The sequence below is a fragment of the Bowmanella denitrificans genome (assembly GCF_039522935.1).
GTDB lineage: Bacteria > Pseudomonadota > Gammaproteobacteria > Enterobacterales > Alteromonadaceae > Bowmanella > Bowmanella denitrificans.
Genome location: NZ_BAAAEI010000023.1, coordinates 1 through 19717, shown reverse-complemented (window position 1 = coordinate 19717; position 19717 = coordinate 1). Strand labels below are relative to the sequence as shown.

Annotated in this window: 17 protein-coding genes; 8 read left to right on the top strand and 9 right to left on the bottom strand. The window is 50.7% G+C overall.

Annotated features, from left to right (window positions below; translation table 11 throughout):
- Window positions 1–3: 3 nt before the first annotated feature.
- Together ABD028_RS17845 and ABD028_RS17840 are read left to right on the top strand one after the other, a co-directional pair.
- The gene (locus tag ABD028_RS17845; protein WP_343846724.1) at window positions 4–1527 is read left to right on the top strand and encodes a diguanylate cyclase; all 1524 of its coding nucleotides are present in this window, start codon (window positions 4–6) and stop codon (window positions 1525–1527) included.
- A complete protein-coding gene (locus ABD028_RS17840) occupies window positions 1466–2050 on the top strand; it encodes a TlpA family protein disulfide reductase (RefSeq protein WP_343846722.1) in 585 nt (194 codons plus the stop codon). The genes ABD028_RS17845 and ABD028_RS17840 overlap by 62 nt, the downstream gene beginning before the upstream one ends.
- A 108-nt stretch (window positions 2051–2158) precedes the next feature.
- Here the strand turns inward: ABD028_RS17840 and ABD028_RS17835 are convergent, their stop codons facing one another.
- Genes ABD028_RS17835 through ABD028_RS17825 form a run of 3 tightly spaced genes read right to left on the bottom strand, consistent with a single transcriptional unit; the run spans window position 2159 to window position 6675 of the window.
- Entirely contained in the window at window positions 2159–4672 is a 2514-nt protein-coding gene (locus tag ABD028_RS17835) for an ABC transporter permease (RefSeq protein ID WP_343846720.1), read from the bottom strand.
- Between the two features lie 16 nt (window positions 4673–4688).
- Window positions 4689–5369 carry an ABC transporter ATP-binding protein gene (locus tag ABD028_RS17830; RefSeq protein ID WP_102798185.1) on the bottom strand — a complete coding sequence of 227 codons (681 nt, stop codon included), beginning with the start codon at window positions 5367–5369 and terminating at the stop codon, window positions 4689–4691.
- 10 nt (window positions 5370–5379) lie between these two features.
- Window positions 5380–6675 carry an efflux RND transporter periplasmic adaptor subunit gene (locus ABD028_RS17825; protein WP_343846718.1) on the bottom strand — a complete coding sequence of 432 codons (1296 nt, stop codon included), beginning with the start codon at window positions 6673–6675 and terminating at the stop codon, window positions 5380–5382.
- A 182-nt stretch (window positions 6676–6857) separates the two neighbouring features.
- Between ABD028_RS17825 and ABD028_RS17820 the strand changes: the two genes are divergently transcribed.
- The 4 genes from ABD028_RS17820 to ABD028_RS17805 all read left to right on the top strand — a co-directional run bounded on the left by ABD028_RS17820 (window position 6858) and on the right by ABD028_RS17805 (window position 10979).
- Entirely contained in the window at window positions 6858–8240 is a 1383-nt protein-coding gene (locus tag ABD028_RS17820) for a sigma-54-dependent transcriptional regulator (RefSeq protein WP_343846716.1), read from the top strand.
- The gene (locus ABD028_RS17815; RefSeq protein WP_343846714.1) at window positions 8230–9579 is read left to right on the top strand and encodes a sensor histidine kinase; all 1350 of its coding nucleotides are present in this window, start codon (window positions 8230–8232) and stop codon (window positions 9577–9579) included. Before ABD028_RS17820 ends, ABD028_RS17815 begins: the two co-directional genes overlap by 11 nt.
- Before the next feature lie 265 nt (window positions 9580–9844).
- The gene (locus ABD028_RS17810) at window positions 9845–10525 is read left to right on the top strand and encodes a matrixin family metalloprotease (RefSeq protein ID WP_343846712.1); all 681 of its coding nucleotides are present in this window, start codon (window positions 9845–9847) and stop codon (window positions 10523–10525) included.
- 64 nt (window positions 10526–10589) lie between these two features.
- The gene (locus tag ABD028_RS17805; protein WP_343846710.1) at window positions 10590–10979 is read left to right on the top strand and encodes a hypothetical protein; all 390 of its coding nucleotides are present in this window, start codon (window positions 10590–10592) and stop codon (window positions 10977–10979) included.
- A 133-nt stretch (window positions 10980–11112) separates the two neighbouring features.
- Here the strand turns inward: ABD028_RS17805 and ABD028_RS17800 are convergent, their stop codons facing one another.
- Entirely contained in the window at window positions 11113–12195 is a 1083-nt protein-coding gene (locus tag ABD028_RS17800) for a DUF2891 domain-containing protein (RefSeq protein WP_343846708.1), read from the bottom strand.
- Window positions 12196–12282: 87 nt separating this feature from the next.
- Complete coding sequence (locus tag ABD028_RS17795) at window positions 12283–13818, bottom strand: MFS transporter (RefSeq protein WP_343846706.1); 1536 nt, start codon at window positions 13816–13818, stop codon at window positions 12283–12285.
- Window positions 13819–13923: 105 nt separating this feature from the next.
- Here ABD028_RS17795 and ABD028_RS17790 point away from each other — a divergent pair, with 105 nt between their 5' ends.
- Window positions 13924–14715: a helix-turn-helix transcriptional regulator gene (locus ABD028_RS17790; RefSeq protein ID WP_343846704.1), complete on the top strand. Its 792-nt coding sequence runs from the start codon at window positions 13924–13926 to the stop codon at window positions 14713–14715.
- Between the two features lie 52 nt (window positions 14716–14767).
- Here the strand turns inward: ABD028_RS17790 and ABD028_RS17785 are convergent, their stop codons facing one another.
- From ABD028_RS17785 to ABD028_RS17770, 4 genes are read right to left on the bottom strand one after another with little or no spacing between them, the layout of a single operon-like run.
- Window positions 14768–15310 (bottom strand): hypothetical protein, encoded by a 543-nt coding sequence (locus ABD028_RS17785; RefSeq protein WP_343846702.1) that lies wholly within the window; start codon window positions 15308–15310, stop codon window positions 14768–14770.
- 29 nt (window positions 15311–15339) lie between these two features.
- Window positions 15340–16341, bottom strand: a complete 1002-nt coding sequence (locus ABD028_RS17780; protein WP_343846700.1) for an ABC transporter permease — start codon at window positions 16339–16341, stop codon at window positions 15340–15342.
- Window positions 16331–17245, bottom strand: a complete 915-nt coding sequence (locus ABD028_RS17775) for an ABC transporter ATP-binding protein (RefSeq protein ID WP_343846698.1) — start codon at window positions 17243–17245, stop codon at window positions 16331–16333. The genes ABD028_RS17780 and ABD028_RS17775 overlap by 11 nt, the downstream gene beginning before the upstream one ends.
- 50 nt (window positions 17246–17295) lie before the next feature.
- Window positions 17296–17919, bottom strand: coding sequence for a class I SAM-dependent methyltransferase (locus ABD028_RS17770; protein WP_343846696.1), 624 nt, complete (start codon window positions 17917–17919; stop codon window positions 17296–17298).
- A gap of 92 nt (window positions 17920–18011) precedes the next feature.
- Here ABD028_RS17770 and ABD028_RS17765 point away from each other — a divergent pair, with 92 nt between their 5' ends.
- Entirely contained in the window at window positions 18012–18899 is an 888-nt protein-coding gene (locus tag ABD028_RS17765; RefSeq protein WP_343846694.1) for a LysR family transcriptional regulator, read from the top strand.
- Window positions 18900–19717: the final 818 nt, after the last annotated feature.

Sequence of the window (19717 nt, the reverse complement as noted above, 5' to 3'; positions counted from 1 at the left end):
GATATGTCAAAGCTCACATTCGTCAGTAAAGCTCCGGAAACAAGCATATTCAGAGATGCCCTCCCTTGGACTATTCTGATTGTCGATGACGACGAGTCGGTTCATGCCATGACTAACCTGGCTCTGAGAGGACTTAAGTTCCACAACAGACCGTTGGAAATACTGAGCGCCTATACCAAGGCCGAAGCTCAGCAAATCCTGCTGGAAAAAGACGATATTGCCATGGCCATGCTGGACGTAGTGATGGAAGAGGAGGACACAGGTTTGCAGTTGGTGCGCTTTATCCGCGAAGAGCTACATAATAAAAAAATTCGCATTGTGTTGCGCACCGGGCAACCCGGGCAAGCGCCGGAGAAAGACGTGATAGCTAGGTACGATATCAACAATTATAAGGACAAGACGGAACTAAGCACCCAAAAGCTTTTTTCTGTGACCTATACCGCCCTTCGTACTTATAGTCATTTGTGCGAGCTTGACTCACATCTGCGAGGATTGCAGCAAATAATCGAAACCACAGATAGCCTGGATCAGGAGCATTCCCTGAAAAAATTTGCATCAGGGGTTCTGGCCCAACTGGGTACTTTCCTAAAAGTGGGTGACGGCGGCATATTATGCGTGCAGCAAACCAACAACGAGCTCAATGATGATCGTATTCTGGTGATGACAACTGATCCACTGTGGCTGGAAGAAAACTTGACCTGGTCGACATTAAGGGTGCGCCCACAAGTCAGAGACTTGATCTACCGGACCTTTGAGACCAAAACCAACCAGTATGACACGGAGCATACCTGTCTGTTTATCGGTAAGGCCAACGAAGCAGGTATGGTGGCCTACCTACACTGCCCGTCGCCCGAAGAGCTAACCCGTGTGTTGCTGGAAGTGTTCTGCACCAAAATAGCAATCAGCTTCCACAATTTACGCCTCTATAAGCAGTTAGAGGAAGCCAATAGCCTGCTGGAAAAGAAAGTAGAGGAAAGGACTCAGGAACTGGCCAATGTCAATGAAAGACTCAATCAACTGGTTAATACCGATCCTTTAACGGAGGTACCAAACAGACGATGCTTTTTTGATGCATTGACGCGAGAGATGGCTCGTCTTAGCCGCTCTCTTACGTCCACCTTTTCGCTAGCTATGATTGATATCGATCACTTTAAATCTATCAACGACAATCATGGTCACCTAATCGGCGATAAAGTGCTGCAAGAAGTCGCTCGTCGCATAGCCATCAGCATGAGGCAAATGGATATACTGGGGCGGATTGGCGGAGAAGAGTTTGCCGTCAGCTTTACAGGTACAGCCCTGCCGGAGGCATTACAAGCGGCCGAACGCTTGCGCTTGGAAGTGGCCGGAATGCCGGTAACCTGCGAAGGCGTATCGGTTCATGTCACAATCAGCATTGGAGTTGTAGAGGTAAAAACAGAAGAAGGGATCACTACCCTGATGAGCAGAGCGGATAAACTCCTTTATGAAGCCAAACACACCGGTAGAAATAAAGTTTGTGCCGAAAAGAATGCATCCAGAATTTAAAATAAAACCTTTATTCTCATTGTGTGCGTTATTCATCGCAACATTTCTATGGTTAATGGTAGAAAATGATAATGCTACTCAAAAAACCCCCGACAAAATTGAAAACATTTCACTTGTCGATCTTCAACTTCAGCCCAGGACTTTTGCAGAGTTTAATAAAAAAGGGGTCGTAATATATCTATGGGCTTCTTGGTGTGGCCCTTGTTATGATACTTTGACAACAATACAAAAAATTTCTAATCAGACCTCAGGTAATGTCCGATTAGTTACCATTGCATTAGATCAAGATATAGATGCCTTAAAGACAGCATTACGTAAGACGGGATTTGCCGGAGATACCTGGATGGCAATGGACGGCCCATCAATACTAATTAACGGCCCTCTAGGCAACGAGCTTCAAGCAATTCCTTTTACTGTTCAATTGGATGCCAAATTGAATATTGTTGGGAGTTCTCATCAACCCTTAACTTCCATACAATGGCAGCAGTTGCTGTCTGGCAACACTACATTGGGAAAATTATAGTTGGTCGGTAAACAGCGCCAATGGCAAATCAGCATAGCTGTATTTACGGCAACAGAAGCTGTACAACCAAGGTGCCTGCGGCCGCAGGCACCCGAGGTCTAGTGCCTGTTACTCGTGCCGCAGTGCATGGATAGGATTGGCTCTGGCCACCCTGGCGGCATTGCCCCCAACGGTCAACCAGGCAATACATACTGATGACAAGGTCGCCAGCAGGCATATGGGGATCAGCCACCAGCTATCGATACGATTCACAAAGGCCTGCAGCCAGTTGAGCATCAACCACACCGACAACGGCCAGGCAATCAGGTTGGCCAGCACAATGGGTCGCGAGAATTGCCATACCAGCAGTAGCATAATTTGTCCGACACTGGCTCCCATCACCTTGCGAATACCAATTTCACGGGTTTTACGCTCGGCGGTGAATGCCGCCAGGCCATAGAGTCCCAAACAGGCCACCAGTACCGCCAGCAGCGAAAACACCGTGAACAATTGCATCTGTATTTTTTCACTTTGATACTGAGCCGCCAGCATATCGCTAAGGTGCTGTATATCAATGGGTTGCATAGGAACAACCTGCTTCCACACCCGCTCGATATCGCTTATCACCCGGCTAGCTGCACTTTGATCATAGCTAATAGTGGCCACGTTGAAGCGCTCAGGGTTTAACATATACAAGGTAGGGCGGATAGCGAATTTCACCGAGCGGAAATAGATATCCGGGATCACGCCTACGATTGTAAGCTGATACAATCCATCGCCGCTGGCGCTGATCTGCAAGGTTTTACCTATGGCGTCCTGCGGCGAATCTAAGCCAAGTTTGCGCACCGCACTCTCATTTAAGATGGCACTGGCTTGGGTGATCTGCCCCTCTTCGGCCAGTGTCAGCGTATCTGCACCATAAGCCTCGTCAAACAAGCGACCGGCAAGAGGCTGAATGTCATAGGCCTGGAAAAAGCCATAATCCATATTGTGATAATTAAGTAATTCTTTTACCGGCTTATCGCCCTGCTGGCTGCCCAGCAATGTAACAAAATTATTGTTTTCATTATCCTGGGTGGGGGCCTCAGAGGAATACACCACCGATTGCACGCCGGGAATGGCTTGCCATTGTTGCTTAAGGCTGTCCAGGCGGTCACCCGCGCTACGTATAGTCACCACCAGTTTGCGCTCTGCGCTATACCCCAGGTCCAGATTACTGGCGTGGCGGGTTTGCATATACACCACTGCGGTGCACACCAGCAGCGTCACCGACACGGCAAACTGGAAGATCACCAACACATAACGCAGTTTTGCAGAGCCACGACTTTCGTTACTTTTGCTGGCCTTAAGGATTTGTCCGGGCAAATACCCGGACAGCACTAATGCCGGATAACTGCCTGCAATCAGGCCCACCAACAAACCCAGTCCGAGTAGAGCAAACAGCATGCTTGGTTCACTAAAGAGGCGAAAGTGGATCACCTTGCCTAGCAATTGGTTGTACCAGGGCAATACCAGCTCCACCGCCACCATCGCGAATAGCAGCGAAATCATCACCAGGCCGATGGCTTCCAGCAGAAACTGGCCTGCCACCTGACGGCGGCTGGCACCCAGCACTTTGCGCATGGCCACTTCTTTGGCGCGCTGCCCGGCTCTGGCGGTGGCCAGATTCATAAAATTGATGCAGGCAATGATCAGGATCAGCAGCGCCACCAAACTGAAGGTCGCCACCAGATTGCGGTTCCCCATGGGTGTCAAATCGCCCATATTGCCAGCGTCTTTATGGGCGTCCAGATGCAGATCCGCCAGTTTCATCAACTTGTGTTTCAGGGTGTCTGACACCTGAGTGCCTGGTTGCATCATGCCAGCATTTTGTTTGGCGAATTCCAGAAACGGACTTTCATTGTTTACCCACCAGGTTAAACGCTGCTGAGCCTGTTCAAGAGAAACGCCGGGGCGCAGTTTGAAGTAGGTATAAACGTTGACGCTGGTCCAGGTATCCAATATGCCCGGGAACTGGGCGAATAGCTCAGTATCCATATACACCAGTAAATCCAGGCGCATATGTGAATTATCTGGCAAATCTTCCAAAACGCCGCTGACGGTTAGTTCCACAGGCTGATCGTTGAGACAACAGAGCGTCAGGGTTTTGCCCACAGCGTCTGTGCTGCCGAAATATTTGTCCGCCATGGCCCGGCTAATCAGAAGATCATTGGGCTTATTGAAGCTGCTTTGGGCACTGCCGTTAACAAATGGCAAATTCAGCACATTAAAAAAGCTGCTGTCTGCAAAAGTCACCCGTTCAGCAAAGGCCTCACCGTTTTGTTGAATAGTGGTTCCCCAGAAAACCATTCTGGTACCGTCTTCAATTTCAGCACTCAGGTAGTCACGCACTGCCGGCATCATACGTCCGGCACTGCGCACGGTCAGAAAAGGGGCGCGCCCGGGTGACTCATAAGCAGTGTGCAAACGCACCACCCGCTCATGATCCGGTACCCACTGGTCATAGCCGCTTTCGGCTTTGACATACAGCATGATCAGAATACAGCTGGCCAGGCCGACAGCCAGACCAATAATGTTGATGGCCGAGAACACTCGGTTTTTCAGCAGATTGCGCCAGGCGGTCAGAAAATAATTAAGTAACATCAGGTACTCCTTAGCCTCAGGCTGCTTTAACGTCTTCGGTCACGACCTGACCGTCAAACAGATTGATGGTGCGCCTGGCATAATCAGCATGGGCCGGGCTGTGGGTCACCATCACTATGGTGGTTCCTTCCTCATTCAGGCCCTGTAACATGGACATCACTTCCTGACCATGGGCACTGTCCAGGTTACCTGTAGGTTCGTCAGCCAGGATCATAGACTGGCCCCCCACCACGGCCCTGGCCACCGCCACCCGCTGCTGCTGCCCACCGGAGAGTTGACTGGGCAGATGGTTGGCCCGGTGGGCAATACCGACCTTATCCATCATCTCTTCAACCCGGCGGCGGCGTTCAGCAGCCGGCACATCGTGGTATAGCAGCGCCAGCTCGATGTTTTCCCGCACGCTGAGTTCGTCTATCAGATTAAAATTCTGGAAGATAAAACCAATATGGTGCTTACGAATGGCCGCCAGTTGCTTTTCTTTATAGGCCGCCACATTTTCACCATTGAACCAGTATTCACCGCCGGTCGGGTTATCCAACATACCGATGATATTCAGCAGGGTGGACTTACCGCAGCCACTGGGGCCCATAATGGCAACGAACTCACCGGCATCAATTTGAATATTGACGTGATTCAGAGCCTGGGTTTCCACTTCGTCGGAAAGATAAGAACGGCACAGATTATTTAATTTCAACATAACAGATTCCTTAGTCTTGAATGTGGAGTTGCTGGATGTCCCGGTACTGGCTGTAAGAGCTGATCACCACCAGCTCCCCTTCATTCAGCCCGTCCAGCACTTCGATAAACTGGTTGTTGCGACGGCCCATACGCACCGCCCTACGCTCGGCCACTTCGCCATTGCGGCTAACCACAAAGATCCAGTTGCCGCCGGTGTCCTGATAAAACGCGCCATTGGGTACCAGCAACGCGCTACTGGCATCGCCCAGTGTGAGTTTCAGTTGCATGGTCTGGCCACGGCGAATCGCTGGCGGTTGTTCATCAATAAAAGCCAGGTCCACTTCAAACTGGCCATTACTGACCTGTGGATAGATTTTGCTGATTTGCAGCTGATAACCGTCCATTTGTGCAATCTGTCCGGGTGCCACGCGACTTAAGTAGAACTCGTCAATCTGGGCAGTCAGCTTGTAATCATCCGGCGTATCGATTTGGCCCAGACGCTCCCCGCGGCCGATGCTTTGTCCCACTTCCACATTAAATCCAGACAGCTTACCGGCCACCGGTGCACGCACGTTCATATTGGCCAGGTTCTGGCGTGACAATTCAAGATTGTGCTCAAGCCTGGCACCAGAATCCTGCAAAAAGGCCAGTTGCTCTTCCTGCATTCTGGCATCCGACGCCTGGCTTTCTTTGGTTAACGCCAGACGCTGCTGATACCAGGTCAGGGTATCCTGGGTATCGTCATACTGTGATTGGCTGATAGCCTGAGTCTTCAGCAGTTCTGCTTCACGCTGAAGTTTGCGTTGTAATAACTTGATCTGATACTGAATATCCACAATATCGCGCTTATGTTGTAGTCGGTTTTGCTCCAAGCTCAGCTCAATACTGCGGATGTTATTAAGCTGCTCAGATACCCTGGCTTCATTGCCCAGTACACTGAGTTGTAAGCTGGCATTAGACAACTCCACAATCATTTGTCCGGCCTCCAGCATGGCGCCGTCTTCCACCAGAATGCGTTCAACCCGACCACCTTCAACCGCATCCAGATATAAGGTTTTGGCCGGTGTCACCCGCGCCCGTACCGGAATAAAGTCCTCAAAGGTGCCGCGGCTGACACTAGCCAGCGCAATACGCTCGCCATTCACACTTAAGGTTTTACCTGAGAAGCCTGGCATCATGTAAAGAGCCAAACCTATTAGCGCGGCGCTACCCGCCCCCACCAGCCAGGGTTTCCAGGCTTTTCGCGGGCGGACGACCTTGCGGTCCATTCCCGCACCGGACACGGCCTGAGAGGTGGGCTTATGCACGGCACTGAGCTTTTGCATGGGCATAGAATTCCTTGATGTTGTCGGTTACTGCCAACAACTAAACAAGTTCCGTTCCAAAATTAATAACTAATATATTTCAATTAGTTAGACTTAAATTTCAACATAAGGCCAGATTCAAACTGTACGAATATGAACACTAACTGTACGCTACTGAACAGTTTTAGGCGGAGGAACAGGCCATGCAGCAAACGGCACAGATTCTGATAGTGGACGATGACCAGGATATTCTGGTGGCAGGCAAGATGCTGTTAAAAAGACATTTCAGCCAGGTAGATATCTGCAATACTCCCGATCAGATCCCTAAACTACTGGCCGCACAACGTTACCACGCTATCTTACTGGATATGAATTTTGGTCCCGGTGAAAGCAGTGGCGAGCAGGGCTATCGCTGGCTGGAAAAAATTCTGTCTTTGGAACCGCAGGCCGTGGTTGTTATGATTACCGCTCATGGCGATATGGATGTGGCAGTGGAGGCCATGAAACGTGGCGCCACTGATTTTATTGCCAAACCCTGGCACAACGACAAGGTGCTGGCCACCGTATCCTCTGCAGTGAAGTTATCGCACTCTCGGGCTGAAGCCAGTGAGCTGCGCAGCGCCAATACCTTGCTCGCCGAAGTGACCAGTCAGAACACTCAGCCCATTATTGCCGATTCCGACGCGATGCAGCAGGCGCTGACTATGCTGGAGCGCAGTGCTCCCACCGATGCCAATGTGCTGATTTTGGGGGAAAACGGCACCGGCAAAGAACTGATTGCCCGTGCCATTCATGCCCAAAGCCACAGACACAATAAAGTATTTATGGCGGTGGATTTGGGGGCGGTGGCCGAAACCCTGTTTGAAAGTGAACTGTTTGGCCATCGCAAAGGCGCCTTTACCGGTGCTAACGAAGAACGTATCGGCCGTTTACTGGCTGCCGATGGCGGCACCTTATTTCTGGATGAAATCGGCAACCTGCCGCTGCATCTGCAGGCCAAGTTACTGACCGTACTGGCCCAGCGCCTGGTCACCCCCCTCGGCAGCAATCAGGCCAGAGCCTTTGATGTCCGGGTTATTGCTGCCACCAATCTGCCGCTGGAACAACTGCATGACGAGCAGCGTTTTCGCCAGGATCTGTTGTTTCGCCTCAATACCGTGGAGATCACACTACCGCCGTTACGTGAACGCCGCGAAGATATCGCCCCTATCGCCGAATACTACCTGAAACATTATTGCCGCAAGTATCAGAAGGACGACAAACGCTTACACCCTTCAGCACTGGCCCAACTGCAGGATTACCATTGGCCGGGCAACATCCGCGAATTGCGTCATACCCTGGAACGGGCGGTGATTTTAAGTCAGAGCCAGATACTGGAAGGCGAGGACTTTCAGTTAACCAGCAAAGCCAAATTGCCGCAGCCCGATAACCAAGCCGCTGTGGCCACTTTTAATCTCGAAGAACTGGAACGCCAGGCGGTAGAAGGGGCGCTTAAAGCCCATCGTTACAATATCAGTCATGCGGCTAAGGCCCTGGGGCTGACCCGTGCCGCCTTGTACCGCAGGATGGAAAAACATGGTCTTTAATCGTTTCTCTCTGCTGCTGAGTGGGCGCATTACGCTGATAGTGCTGTCTGCCTTGTGCAGCGCCTGGCTGTTACTGCAACCCGGCTACCACGCCACACAAATTTTACTGCTGCTGGTGCTGGCTTTACTGGTTTTGGAAACCCTGAGATTTGTGGGTAAAACCAACGCTGAGCTGAAACGTTTTCTGGATGCCATTCGTTATGGCGAGTTTACCCAGCGCTTTGACTACAGCCAGTACGGCAGTGGCTTCGAGCAGTTGGGTGAAACATTTACCGCACTGATGCAGCGTTATTTGCAGGAGCGAGAACAACAACAACAGCAGCTTCGCCACTTTAAAGCCATGGTGGAACATGTGCCCATTCCGCTGATTAGCCTGTACAACGATGGTCATCTTAACCTGTGGAATAACAGTGCCAGACGTTTGTTTGGCTCTGCCCAGATCAGCAACCTGGAAGAATTAGCTGCCTTTGGTGAAGCGCTGGCTGGCCAATTACATGAACTGAAACCCGGCGAGCGCCACCTCTGCCGGTTTGAGGCTGACGGCATGCCGCAGCAGTTACTGGCTTTCGCCACACAGATAACCCTGGCGGGTAGGCAGGAGAAACTGCTTAGTCTGCTGGATATCGGCAGCGAGCTGGATTCAGCACAGCTTAGTGCCTGGCAGGATCTGGTGCGGGTGCTCACCCATGAAATCATGAACAGTATTACCCCGGTTGCCTCCCTGGCCGCCACCTCAGCCGATATGGCCCGTGATGCCGCTGAAAAGTGCACTGACGCCACATTAAAGGAAGAATTAACCGATATTCGTGATTCCATCGCTACAGTAGCCAGACGCAGCGACAGCCTGATGCAGTTTGTCAGCAGTTACCGGCGTCTGACCCGGTTGCCCCCGCCGCAGCGCCAGTCCGTGGCCCTGTCAGCCTTGTTTGTGCAGCTGAAACAAATGACGGGAATTGATGATGCCAAGCGGCATCTGTCGGTCAATATTGATGTGCAACCCAGCTCACTTTGCGTAATGGCCGACCCACATATGTTGGAGCAAGTGCTGCTAAATCTGCTGAAAAATGCCGAGCAAGCGTTACAGGGAAAAAGCGCCGCGCAGATTTGCCTTAAGGCCTTCACCAATCGCCGCGGGCATGTAGTGATTGAAGTGACAGATAATGGTCCGGGCATTGATCCTGCCCAGCGGGATAAGATCTTTGTGCCGTTTTTTACCACCAAGCGCGACGGCTCAGGGGTGGGTCTGGCCCTGACCCGCCAGGTAATGATTGCCCATGGCGGACAAATCACGGCCACCAATACAACTCAAGGCGGTGCCTGTTTTACCCTGACGTTTTAATCTGAGTGCGGAACGCTGCACTTGTCTGACGCCTGGCTGGTGCAGGCTATTTTCACTGGCATAAGGGGCAAGCATAATTGGCACCTTGTCCGATTTTTTTACAACTTTATTACATCACCATCTCTGATGTGAATTAACTAACTGAATTATATAACTAATTATTGATGGCGCAATTTATGCTCAGTGTTTTTGATCCCGGTGAACGCTGTTTAAAAAAGCACCAATATCTCTGCTATTACCGATAATCACAACCTGAGGTCAAGCAATGTTTAATCCTAACATTTTAAGTATTGGGGCACTAAAAAGGCATTGTGTCGGGCTGCTGTTGGTTTGCATCAGTGGATTTGCAAACGCAGCCTACATCACTATTGATGAAATCGGTATGGACGCCATATTTTCACAAGCCAGCTTTGGAAACACCCCTGTTGATATCCGTATTGGTCCCTCCGTACAGCACGTTGATGCGTCTTTGTTAAATATGGACTCGGCGGCCAAGTGGGCCACACTCACCAGTGCGCATTATGGCGCCGCCAATGTGGTTAATTTCTGGTTTCTCGACGATCTTACCTGGTGCGGTAATATCAATGTGTTTTACGTAGGCTGTGGTGAAACACCAGGAAACGACTTCGTTGTTGAATCGGTATTCGCTGACAGCGCTTCCAATGCCGAGCTACTCGCGCATGAGCTGGGCCATAACCTAGGCCTCGGCCACATTGTAGGCGCCACTAACCTGATGGACCCTACCATCAATGGCGGTACGGATTTAAGCGTAGCGGAAGTAGCCACTATTTTAGCTAGCAGCCTGATCCAAACTGACACTTCTGGCCGACTGTTTATTGAAATCATACCTGTGTTGGTCGTAGCGGCAGTCGATGTCCCCATCGTATCCCCGCTGCTATTAATGTTACTGGGCTTACTTGTTTTACCACGCCACCGCCGTGCGTAAGCAGGTTATTCTGTTAATCAGAGGCCTGTTGTTAACAGGCCTTTTGTTACCTTGCCAAGCAAGCATGGATAACTGGCAGCAAAGCTGTCCGGCGCAGGTGTTTTGTTTCTCACATCCTTCGTCCTGGCAAAATCAACAGGCCAGCATAGTGGATTCAACCGCAGGTATGCTGACCGGGGATAACCTGGTAATGCGCTATGACTACGGCATCAATGCCGATAACTTCAGCCGCCTGAAACAAGCCCGTCGCAAAGCCATGGAGATAGATGGGTATCAAGCGGAAATGCTTATCGACGGAAACCTAGTGGCCCTTTACGTTGGCAAGGTTCAGTATGTTGACGTTATGCAAAACTATATGGCCTTGTCCATGTCTCTGGAATTCAGCGCACAGGTCAACTTGGAACTGGCAGAAAAGGTATTTAACTCAGTGCACTTTAATCCGCCGAATAGTTAGCCCCATGTTATTCAACAGGCACCATGCCTGCAATTAAGGCCTTCTTCGCTTTGAGTGCATCGCTATCAGCTCTGCGTCAATGCAAGTAAACAGCATCGCAGGTTTATGGCCGCAGTTTGTCAGTAAGGCCTGACTAATCCAATTGCCCGGATTCCTGCATGGCATACACCGCAAAGCTGCCCAGCCAATGTGTTCCTTCGTAATTTTCATCCACTATTGCGGGCAACGAATGGCGGACGTGCGCATCGGCAATGGAGCGTAAATGTGCATACTTTGGTCCAAGGTCGCGTACCAACCCGTACAGGCACCAGGCACGACTGAAATTCAGACCGTCCAGATGCACCAATTTACCGTCGGCCCGGTCACTGACTCTGGCTGGCTCTAAGGTGAAGTGCGTTTGCGCCAGCTGCGGCAAGAAGTTATCCAGCCAGATGCTGAACGCAGCCTTGTCCAACACCTTACGCATCACATCCAGTTCCTGCAAGCAGGGGGAAAGAAAATCAAAGCCATTAGGCTCCCAGTTCAACGGGCACTGGCTGTCATTGGCAAACCAGTCTCTGGCCCGCTTACTAATCAGCGCTTTCAGTTCTGGATGCCCCAGGGTATTAGCATAGTCATAAGCCAGAGACAGGCCAAAGGCGGTGTTGGGATGTTCACCGGTACGAATGGGGTAGATAAGCTTGGGTAAAAATTCCAGATACTTAGTGACTATCAAATCGGTCAACGGCTGAAGATTTTGTGCAAGTTGGCGGGCCAGGGGATCGTCCCACAGATGTAGTTCTTCGGCCAGCTTCAACAGCCAGGCCCAGCCGTAGGTACGCTCAAAAGTGGCATTTTGCGGCATAAAGAAATACGCCACTTCGGCCTTGATATTCTCAGCCGAGATATTCTCCAGCAATTTTTGGCGGATTTCCTGCTGATTGGTCAAGTCCGGAAAATGCCGCAGTAAATTCACGAGCATCCAGTGGCCATGCACGCTGGAATGCCAGTCAAAGCAGCCGTAAAAAGCGGGATGCAGTGCTTTGGGCCCTTGCAGATAAGTGGCATCAGCCAGCACCTGATTAAGCTTGTTAGGGTATTCCACCTGCATACAATGCAGCGGCATGGCCGCTAGCCGATTGGCTTCATTCAGGGTCAGTTTTGGTGTGTTAGCCTGCACAGTTTGTCCCATCAATCCGCAACCAAGGAACAGTAAATAAGTAAGTTTTCGCAACATGGCGTTATCAGCTTCAACAAACAAAAGGCTACTATGGCAAAAGGCACTGAGGCTAACAGGCCAGGTGAAACCAGAGGCAACTCTTTTTTATTCAGGCCTTAGCTTAACTGCCGCCAGAATGGCCAGGCACATGATCATTACCCCACTAATGCCTGCTGCAATATTAAATCCTGTAGTAAAGGCATCCCTGGCTTGTTCCAGCACCAGTGCGGGAATTTCGCTTGAAACCGAAACTGCACCAGCCAGACTGTCCTGAACCACTGACTCCATCCCATCGGTCAGCTCAAGTGGTACGGTATCCATCAAACCACGATAAACCAATGTTGAAAGACTGCCTAAAATGGCGACGCCAACGGCCAACCCCAGTTCCTGTACCATTTCTGACATGGCCGATGCTGCGCCGGCCTGGCTGGCTGGTGCAGCACTGACGACTAAATCGGTCCCAAGGGACGCGATGGTTCCCAGTCCCAGATACACCAGAGAGAAGGAGACTGTGACCAGCACAATGCCTTGAGGCGAATTATCCAACCGAGCCATCAGTACATAGCCGATTGCAGATAATCCCATTGCAAGGGCAATTATCCTACCAGGCAGCATATGCCGGGCCAGCAACGGCGAAACAATACCCGCCACCAACATCGCCAGTGCTGGAGGTCCCATCCACAAGCCGGCCGCCATAGGCGACAAGCCCACCACCAGTTGTAGATACTGAGTGACCAATAGCATGGTTCCACCCACGCCAATAAGACCAACTAGCAGTATAATCAAAGCAATATTGAAGTGACGGCTGGTAAACAGGGAGAGTTCAACAAAGGGATGCGATAACCTTCTCTGACGTTTAATAAACAACAGTATAAACAGCGCCCCCATGACCAATGGCAGCATCGCACTAACAACAGCACCGTATTTAGCAAACTGTTTGATCGCAAAAACCACAGGCAAAATGGCAAGCAATGACAACCCAATACTGAGTATGTCGATTCGCCCGCTAACAGGCGCGCGGTATTCAGGTAGTAATAAAGGCGCAAGGACCAGCAGGCAGGCTACCACCGGTAAGGCAACCAAAAAGGCCGCTCCCCACCAAAAGTGGGCCAGTAACAAGCCACCAATAACAGGGCCTGACGCCATGCCCAATGCGAACATAGTCGCCCATACACCAATGGCCAAGCCTCTTTGATGGGCGTTTTTAAACATATTGCTTATCAGCGCCAGCGTCGAGGGCATCAGCGTGGCCCCGGCAACTCCGAGCAAGGCCCGGGCAATAATCAGCATGGTGGCGCTGCTCGAATAAGTTGCCATTACCGACGCCAAGGCAAACATCAGAGCCCCCGCCAGCAATAACTTGCGCCGTCCGATGCGGTCACCCAACACGCCCATAGTGACCAGAAAACCGGCAATCATAAAACCATATATATCAATAATCCAAAGCGCCTGAATGCTGTTAGGACGCAAATCAATCGCCAATGCCGGCAGGGCCAGGTGTAGCAGGGTCAAATCTATACCCAGAAGTAAGGTCGGTAAGGCCAGCAATGCCAACCCCAGCCACTCTCTCAGCCCGGCTTTTTGGTTGGCAGTCTCACCTACGCCGCGCTGCTCAGAAATTAAATCAATACCTTGTGCCATTCTACGCTCCCCAAATACGTTGGATTCATTGCGAAAGGCACATCATCCTGCCAATATTATCCCAGTACAATTTAAGCAATTATCCTAGTATAAAAGGTAATAGCCATGACTGAACTGGGCGCTCAACGCACTAAGCATGAACTTGCAGAATTCTTGCGCCAGCAGCGAAACAGGCTTACCCCTGCCGATGTTGGTCTGCCGTCACACGGCACCAGGCGAACCCCCGGGCTGCGGCGCGAAGAAGTGGCCGCCTTAGCCGGTGTAGGCTTAACCTGGTATACCTGGTTTGAACAGGGTCGCGATATTCAAGTCTCTGAAAAGGTGCTATTAGGCATAGCCAAGGCGCTCAAGCTGGATGATGCACAATGCAGCTATCTATTTATGTTGGCCCATAAACGCCCACCGCCTCCTGAGGCGCATCAACTGCTAACCGTCAGCCCTCTTACCCAAAAGCTGATGGATGAGCTGGCCAGGCCAGCCTATGTGATAAACCTGGGTTGGGACGTGATTGCCTGGAATGCTGCGGCAGATAAGCTGTTTACATTCAGCGAAAGGTCGCATCAGGAGCGCAACTTGCTGCGTATGGTGTTTTCGGCCCCGGATTTCCGCAATCGTATTGTTAACTGGCAGGACGATGCCCCGAAATTACTGGCGCAGTTCAAATATGATCGAGCGATCGCAGTAGAAGACAATCAAATGCAAAGCCTGGTCAGCGAGCTGACATTGTTGTCTGCCGATTTCAAACGTTGGTACAACAGCCCGGATAATCAACCACCGCGCCGGGGATTAATGACACTGATCACAAACAAAACAAAGCAAACAACTTATCAACATGAAACCCTGTTGGTGGATGAGCACAGGCATTTGCGTATGGTGGTTTACTTTGCCGAAGATTAAAGAACAAAGTAAATCACAAACCTCAATCCGAACCGGTAATTATGGTGACTCCTTAATCCTTAGCAAATAGCGGATAAAAGTCTTCTACCACCTCAAATCGATTGATCCCCTCTTCCCAGCGCATTTTCTGGGTTCCTCCCCAGACGGTCTGGGGATTCGCAATAATCTGTTTAACCTGGTAGCGAATATGTGCAAGGTTAATGGTTTGCAGGGCCTCGGTAAGTGGCTGCCAGGCTATTTTGTCAATTCCTTCAGGAAGGATATCACCCTGGCCCTGAGTGTTGGCCAGGTATATCAAGCGCGTGGAAGGACTTTGCTCTTTTCCCATCCTCAGGGTAAATACCCCGCTCAACTTGAGATCGCTAATGGTTAAGCCATAAGTGCCAGCCAGTTTTTCCAGCCCTTCTTTAACAGTTAGATTGTTGTTCTGATACCAACCAGGTGTTACCCACAACTCTCGGTCCTTAATCTTGACAACCAGCAGCTCCCCCTGCTGATTAAATGCCAGTAAACGATGGAAGACTGGCAGGCTTTCCGCCGCCATAGGCGAACTGGCTGCAAACCAAACCGCGACAACAAAGAGCATTCGCAACATATGTTTCTCCTCGGTCTCTCAAAGGCTTTCTAGCGGCCATCCCCATGCCAACGAAACAGCAAAGCACCCAAGCCCATAAACCCTAATGTCATACCCAGCAGCGCCCACAAGTGGTATTGGATGTCGGCCAAACCGGCACCGTCATTCATAATGGCTCTGGCGGCCTCAAGTAAATGGGTAAGAGGTAATAGCTGTGCAACCTGCACAATGGCTTGCGGTGCGCCTTCCAGTGAAAACCACACTCCTGACAACAGCATCATCGGCCAGCTAATCAGGTTCAACAGGCCACCGGTCAGCTCTTCACTTTGGCTGCGGCTGGCCATCAGCAGGCCCATGGCAATTATGGATGCCGCGCCAAGCGCCGTCACCAGCAGCAAGTCCAGATAGCTACCCAGCATGTAAAAATCAAACAGACTATTGCAGGCAATAAATACAAAGCTGGTAATGCTCAACACAATAAACAGCCTGGAGAGGATCTGCGCCCCCAGAAACTCCACGGCCCTAAGTGGCGTGGCTTTTAAGCGTTTCAGCACCGAACTCTTGCGATAGCGCACTATCACATAGCCCACCCCAAACAAGCTGGAAAACATCATATTCATGCCCAGAATACCGGGCAGCACCCAGTCCAGGTAACGAATTTCACGCCCATCCAGTTCCTGGCGCTGATAATTGGGTAGCTTCCCTGTGAGCAGCTCGGCGGCAAAATAGCCTTGTGGCGATGAACGATTGACCCAGTAGGTTTGACTGGTGGGTTCCACCAATAAATCCAGCTGATGTTGCTTCAGTTTGTTCTGAGCCAGGATCAAGTCCTGATAATGAACATATTCCACATGCTTTAAGTGAAAGAAGCTGTTGTCTGTGCCTTCCTGCATCACCCCGATTTTATAGGCAGCCCGGCCATCACCACTGAAAATAAAGGCAAATCCCACCACCAATAGTATGGGAAAGGCCAGATTCCATCCTAATGAAGAACGGTCGCGAAAAAACTCCAGATTACGTGCTTTAAATACCGCCCAGAACCTAGCCAGCACTAGCCACCTCCTGTGTTTCTGTATTGCCCTGCAGGCCATGCCCGGTGAGTTTAAGGAATAAATCGTCCAGGTTGGCTGACTTTACATGTAAACCATCCATTTCCACCTGTTGTTCCACCAGCAGTTTCAGGGTTTTCTCGACCTTATCCGTATTGATATACCAATAAGCCCCATCCAGTCTCGGCTGGCATTGCTCCAGCACTTCCTGTGACAACGGCTGCTGACGCAAGCGAATCAGCACCCCGTTAAAATGCTCGGCCAACAACTCTCTGGGGGCACCGCGGGCAATAATCAGGCCTTTGTCCATAATGGCAATGTCATCACATAGGTACTCCGCTTCGTCCATATAATGGGTGGTAAGAACGATGGTTTTACCCAATGCCTTGATACGGTTAATCAGATCCCAGAAGTTACGCCTGGCATGGGGATCGAGGCCGGTGGTAGGCTCATCCAGGAACAGAATTTGCGGGTCATTGACCAGGGCAATGGCCAGTAGTAAACGCTGCTTCTGACCGCCGGATAACTTACGGTGATCCTGATCGGCAAAATCGGCCAATTGGCACAGCTCGACAAGGTCATCCACCGCCAGGGCATGGCTGTAAAAACTGGCAAACATTTTCAGGCATTCACGACCGGTCAGATGGTCCTGCAGGGCGGTATGCTGGAACTGTATGCCAATTCGCTGATTCATAGCCCGGCTAAGGGGCTCGCCGTCATACAGAATCTCACCGCCATCCATACCGACAATGCCTTCCATCATTTCAATGGTGGTGGTTTTACCCGCGCCATTTGGCCCGAGTAGTCCAAAACAAATTCCTTTCGGCACACTAAAGCTAATCCCTTTCACTGCATGCAGTTTCTTAAAGGATTTACTCAGGTTGTTGACCTGGATAAAGGCTGACATCTTGCTCCCTGAATCAAAATTAGGATTTTCCAAGCAGCGCAAAATAACCGTTAAGCTGGCTTCTTTGCCACCATAAAAACGCTGGGGCTTTTTTCCTGCTGCCACACATAATCTACTTCGAATCCGGCCGCAATGATACTTTGCTGCAGTTGCGCCAAAGTAAACACATAGACCGGCGGCATTAAACCCAATAACCGGCCAAGGGGTGCAATCAGGCCTATATATTTCCAGGCACTGTCCCCCAGACAAGCGGTGCTGGTAATAAACACACCACCTGGCTTCAGCCACTTAAATGCTTGCTCTATCATACTTTTCCGATCTTTCACCAAATGCAACAGATTCAGTGCCAGCACCATATCCAGCGGCACCTGCGGATTTAAAGCGTCGTAGCTACCCTGCTCAAAGCTGATATTGCTGACACCTGCGGCGGTGGCTTTTTCCCTGGCAATCTTCAGCATATTAGCTGCAATATCCGTGGCCAGAATATGCGCCACATAAGGGGCATGCAGTAGCGCGGTTGACCCAGTACCACAGCCAAGTTCCAGCACCCTGCTGTCGGGGCGAAAATATTGCCGGGTTACCGCCAGTTTGTGTTCATAAGATGGGATGTCGGCAATGGTACTTTTGGCGTACTTCTGTGCGACCTTATCCCAGAATCTGACACTTTCCTGCATGGTTATCTCGTATTTGTTGACAAAACACCATCATAGCCATGCATAAAAGACGTTAGAATGGCGAAATATTCACTTCAGCTATGCAAAAATGTATGACCTGGCAGGATAGACACTTTGACTGGAACCATGCAAAAGCCTTCTTAATCACCGCCGAACAGGGTTCGTTCTCAGCAGCGGCCAAAGTGTTAAAGATCACGCAACCGACCTTGGGCAGGCAGGTTAGCGCATTGGAAATGCAACTGGGGGCGACCTTGTTTGAACGCTCGGCAAGGGGATTATTGCTGACCCCCAGCGGCCATGAACTGCTGGTCTATGTGCGGGCCATGCAGGAAGCTGCCGAGAAACTGTATATGGCAGCCGGCAGCCATGCCAAAAGCCTGGTGGGTAAAGTCAGTATCAGCGCATCAGAATCCGCCGCTGCGCATATTCTGCCGCCAGTCCTGAGCAAACTGCATCAACAGGCACCAGGGATCCAGATAGAGTTGCTGGCAACCAATGAAAGCAGTGACCTGCTAAGACGTGAAGCCGATATCGCCCTGCGCTCATATCGCCCAACCCAGCCTGATCTGATTGCCAGAAAACTCAGGGATGAACGAGCCCATTTATATGGGGCTAAAAGTTACTTGCAGAAATTCAGTCGCCGCAGTGTGCCGGCAGATTTAAACCAAGCGGACTTTATGGCTTTTGAGCACAGCACCATCATGCAGGACGAGCTGAAAAAGCGCGGCTTTACCCTGACTGCTGCCAATTTTCCCTTTGTGGTGGCCAATCACTTGGTGCAGTGGCAATTGGTGAAACAAGGCGCCGGTCTGGGCTTTATGGTGGAAGATGTAGGCGACAACGAACCTTTGGTGGAACGGGCCTTACCGGGTATGCCGGCCTATGATGTGGAATTGTGGTTGGTGATCCACCGGGAATTGCATACCAGTGCCCGTTTGCGCCTGGTGTTTGACTTTCTGGTCGAACAGTTGGGGCAATAGTGCTAACCACAAATACACAAGAAGAGACAGGGGTACTTCTCGCGGTGACGCTAAGGCGCAAAGAAAAGCTCGCACTGATAATACCTTTAACCACTCTGTGATCTCTGTGTCTCTGTGGTTTTTTATACTTTGCGCAGATTAACTGTCACCGCAGAGGCGCAGAGAGCACGGAGATTTCACAGAGGTTTCGGGGCGTGCTCTTGGCGAGCTCAGCGGCTCTGCGAGAGAGTTTTCATGTTTTTTGTGCCTTTCGAGGTAATAAATTAGGCGACCACGAACTGACCTTCGGTCAATACCAGGATACTTCTCGCTGTGACGCTAAGGGCGCAAAGAAAAGCGCGCCGTGAAAATACCTTCACCCCCTCAGTGTTCTCTGTGCCTCTGTGGTTTTTATCCTTCTGCGCAGTTAGATATTCACCACAGAGGCACGGAGATTTCAAAGAGGTTTCAGGGCTTGCTCTTGGCGAACTCAGCGGCTCAGCGAGAGAGTTTTCGTGTTTTTTGTGTCTTTCGAGGTAATAAATTGGGCGACCACGAACCGACCTTCGGTCGATACCAGGATACTTCTCGCTGTGACGCTAAGGGCGCAAAGAAAAGCTCGCACTGATAATACCTTTAACCACTCTGTGATCTCTGTGTCTCTGTGGTTTTTTATACTTTGCGCAGATTAATTGTCACCGCAGAGGCACGGAGATTTCACAGAGGTTTCAGGTAATCATCTTAGCGAACTCAACGGCTCGGTGGTGAAACGCTGTAGTGGCATAGTTAATTTGGCCACCTAATTAGAGCTGCTATGATGCAGTCAGAACTTCATTAGG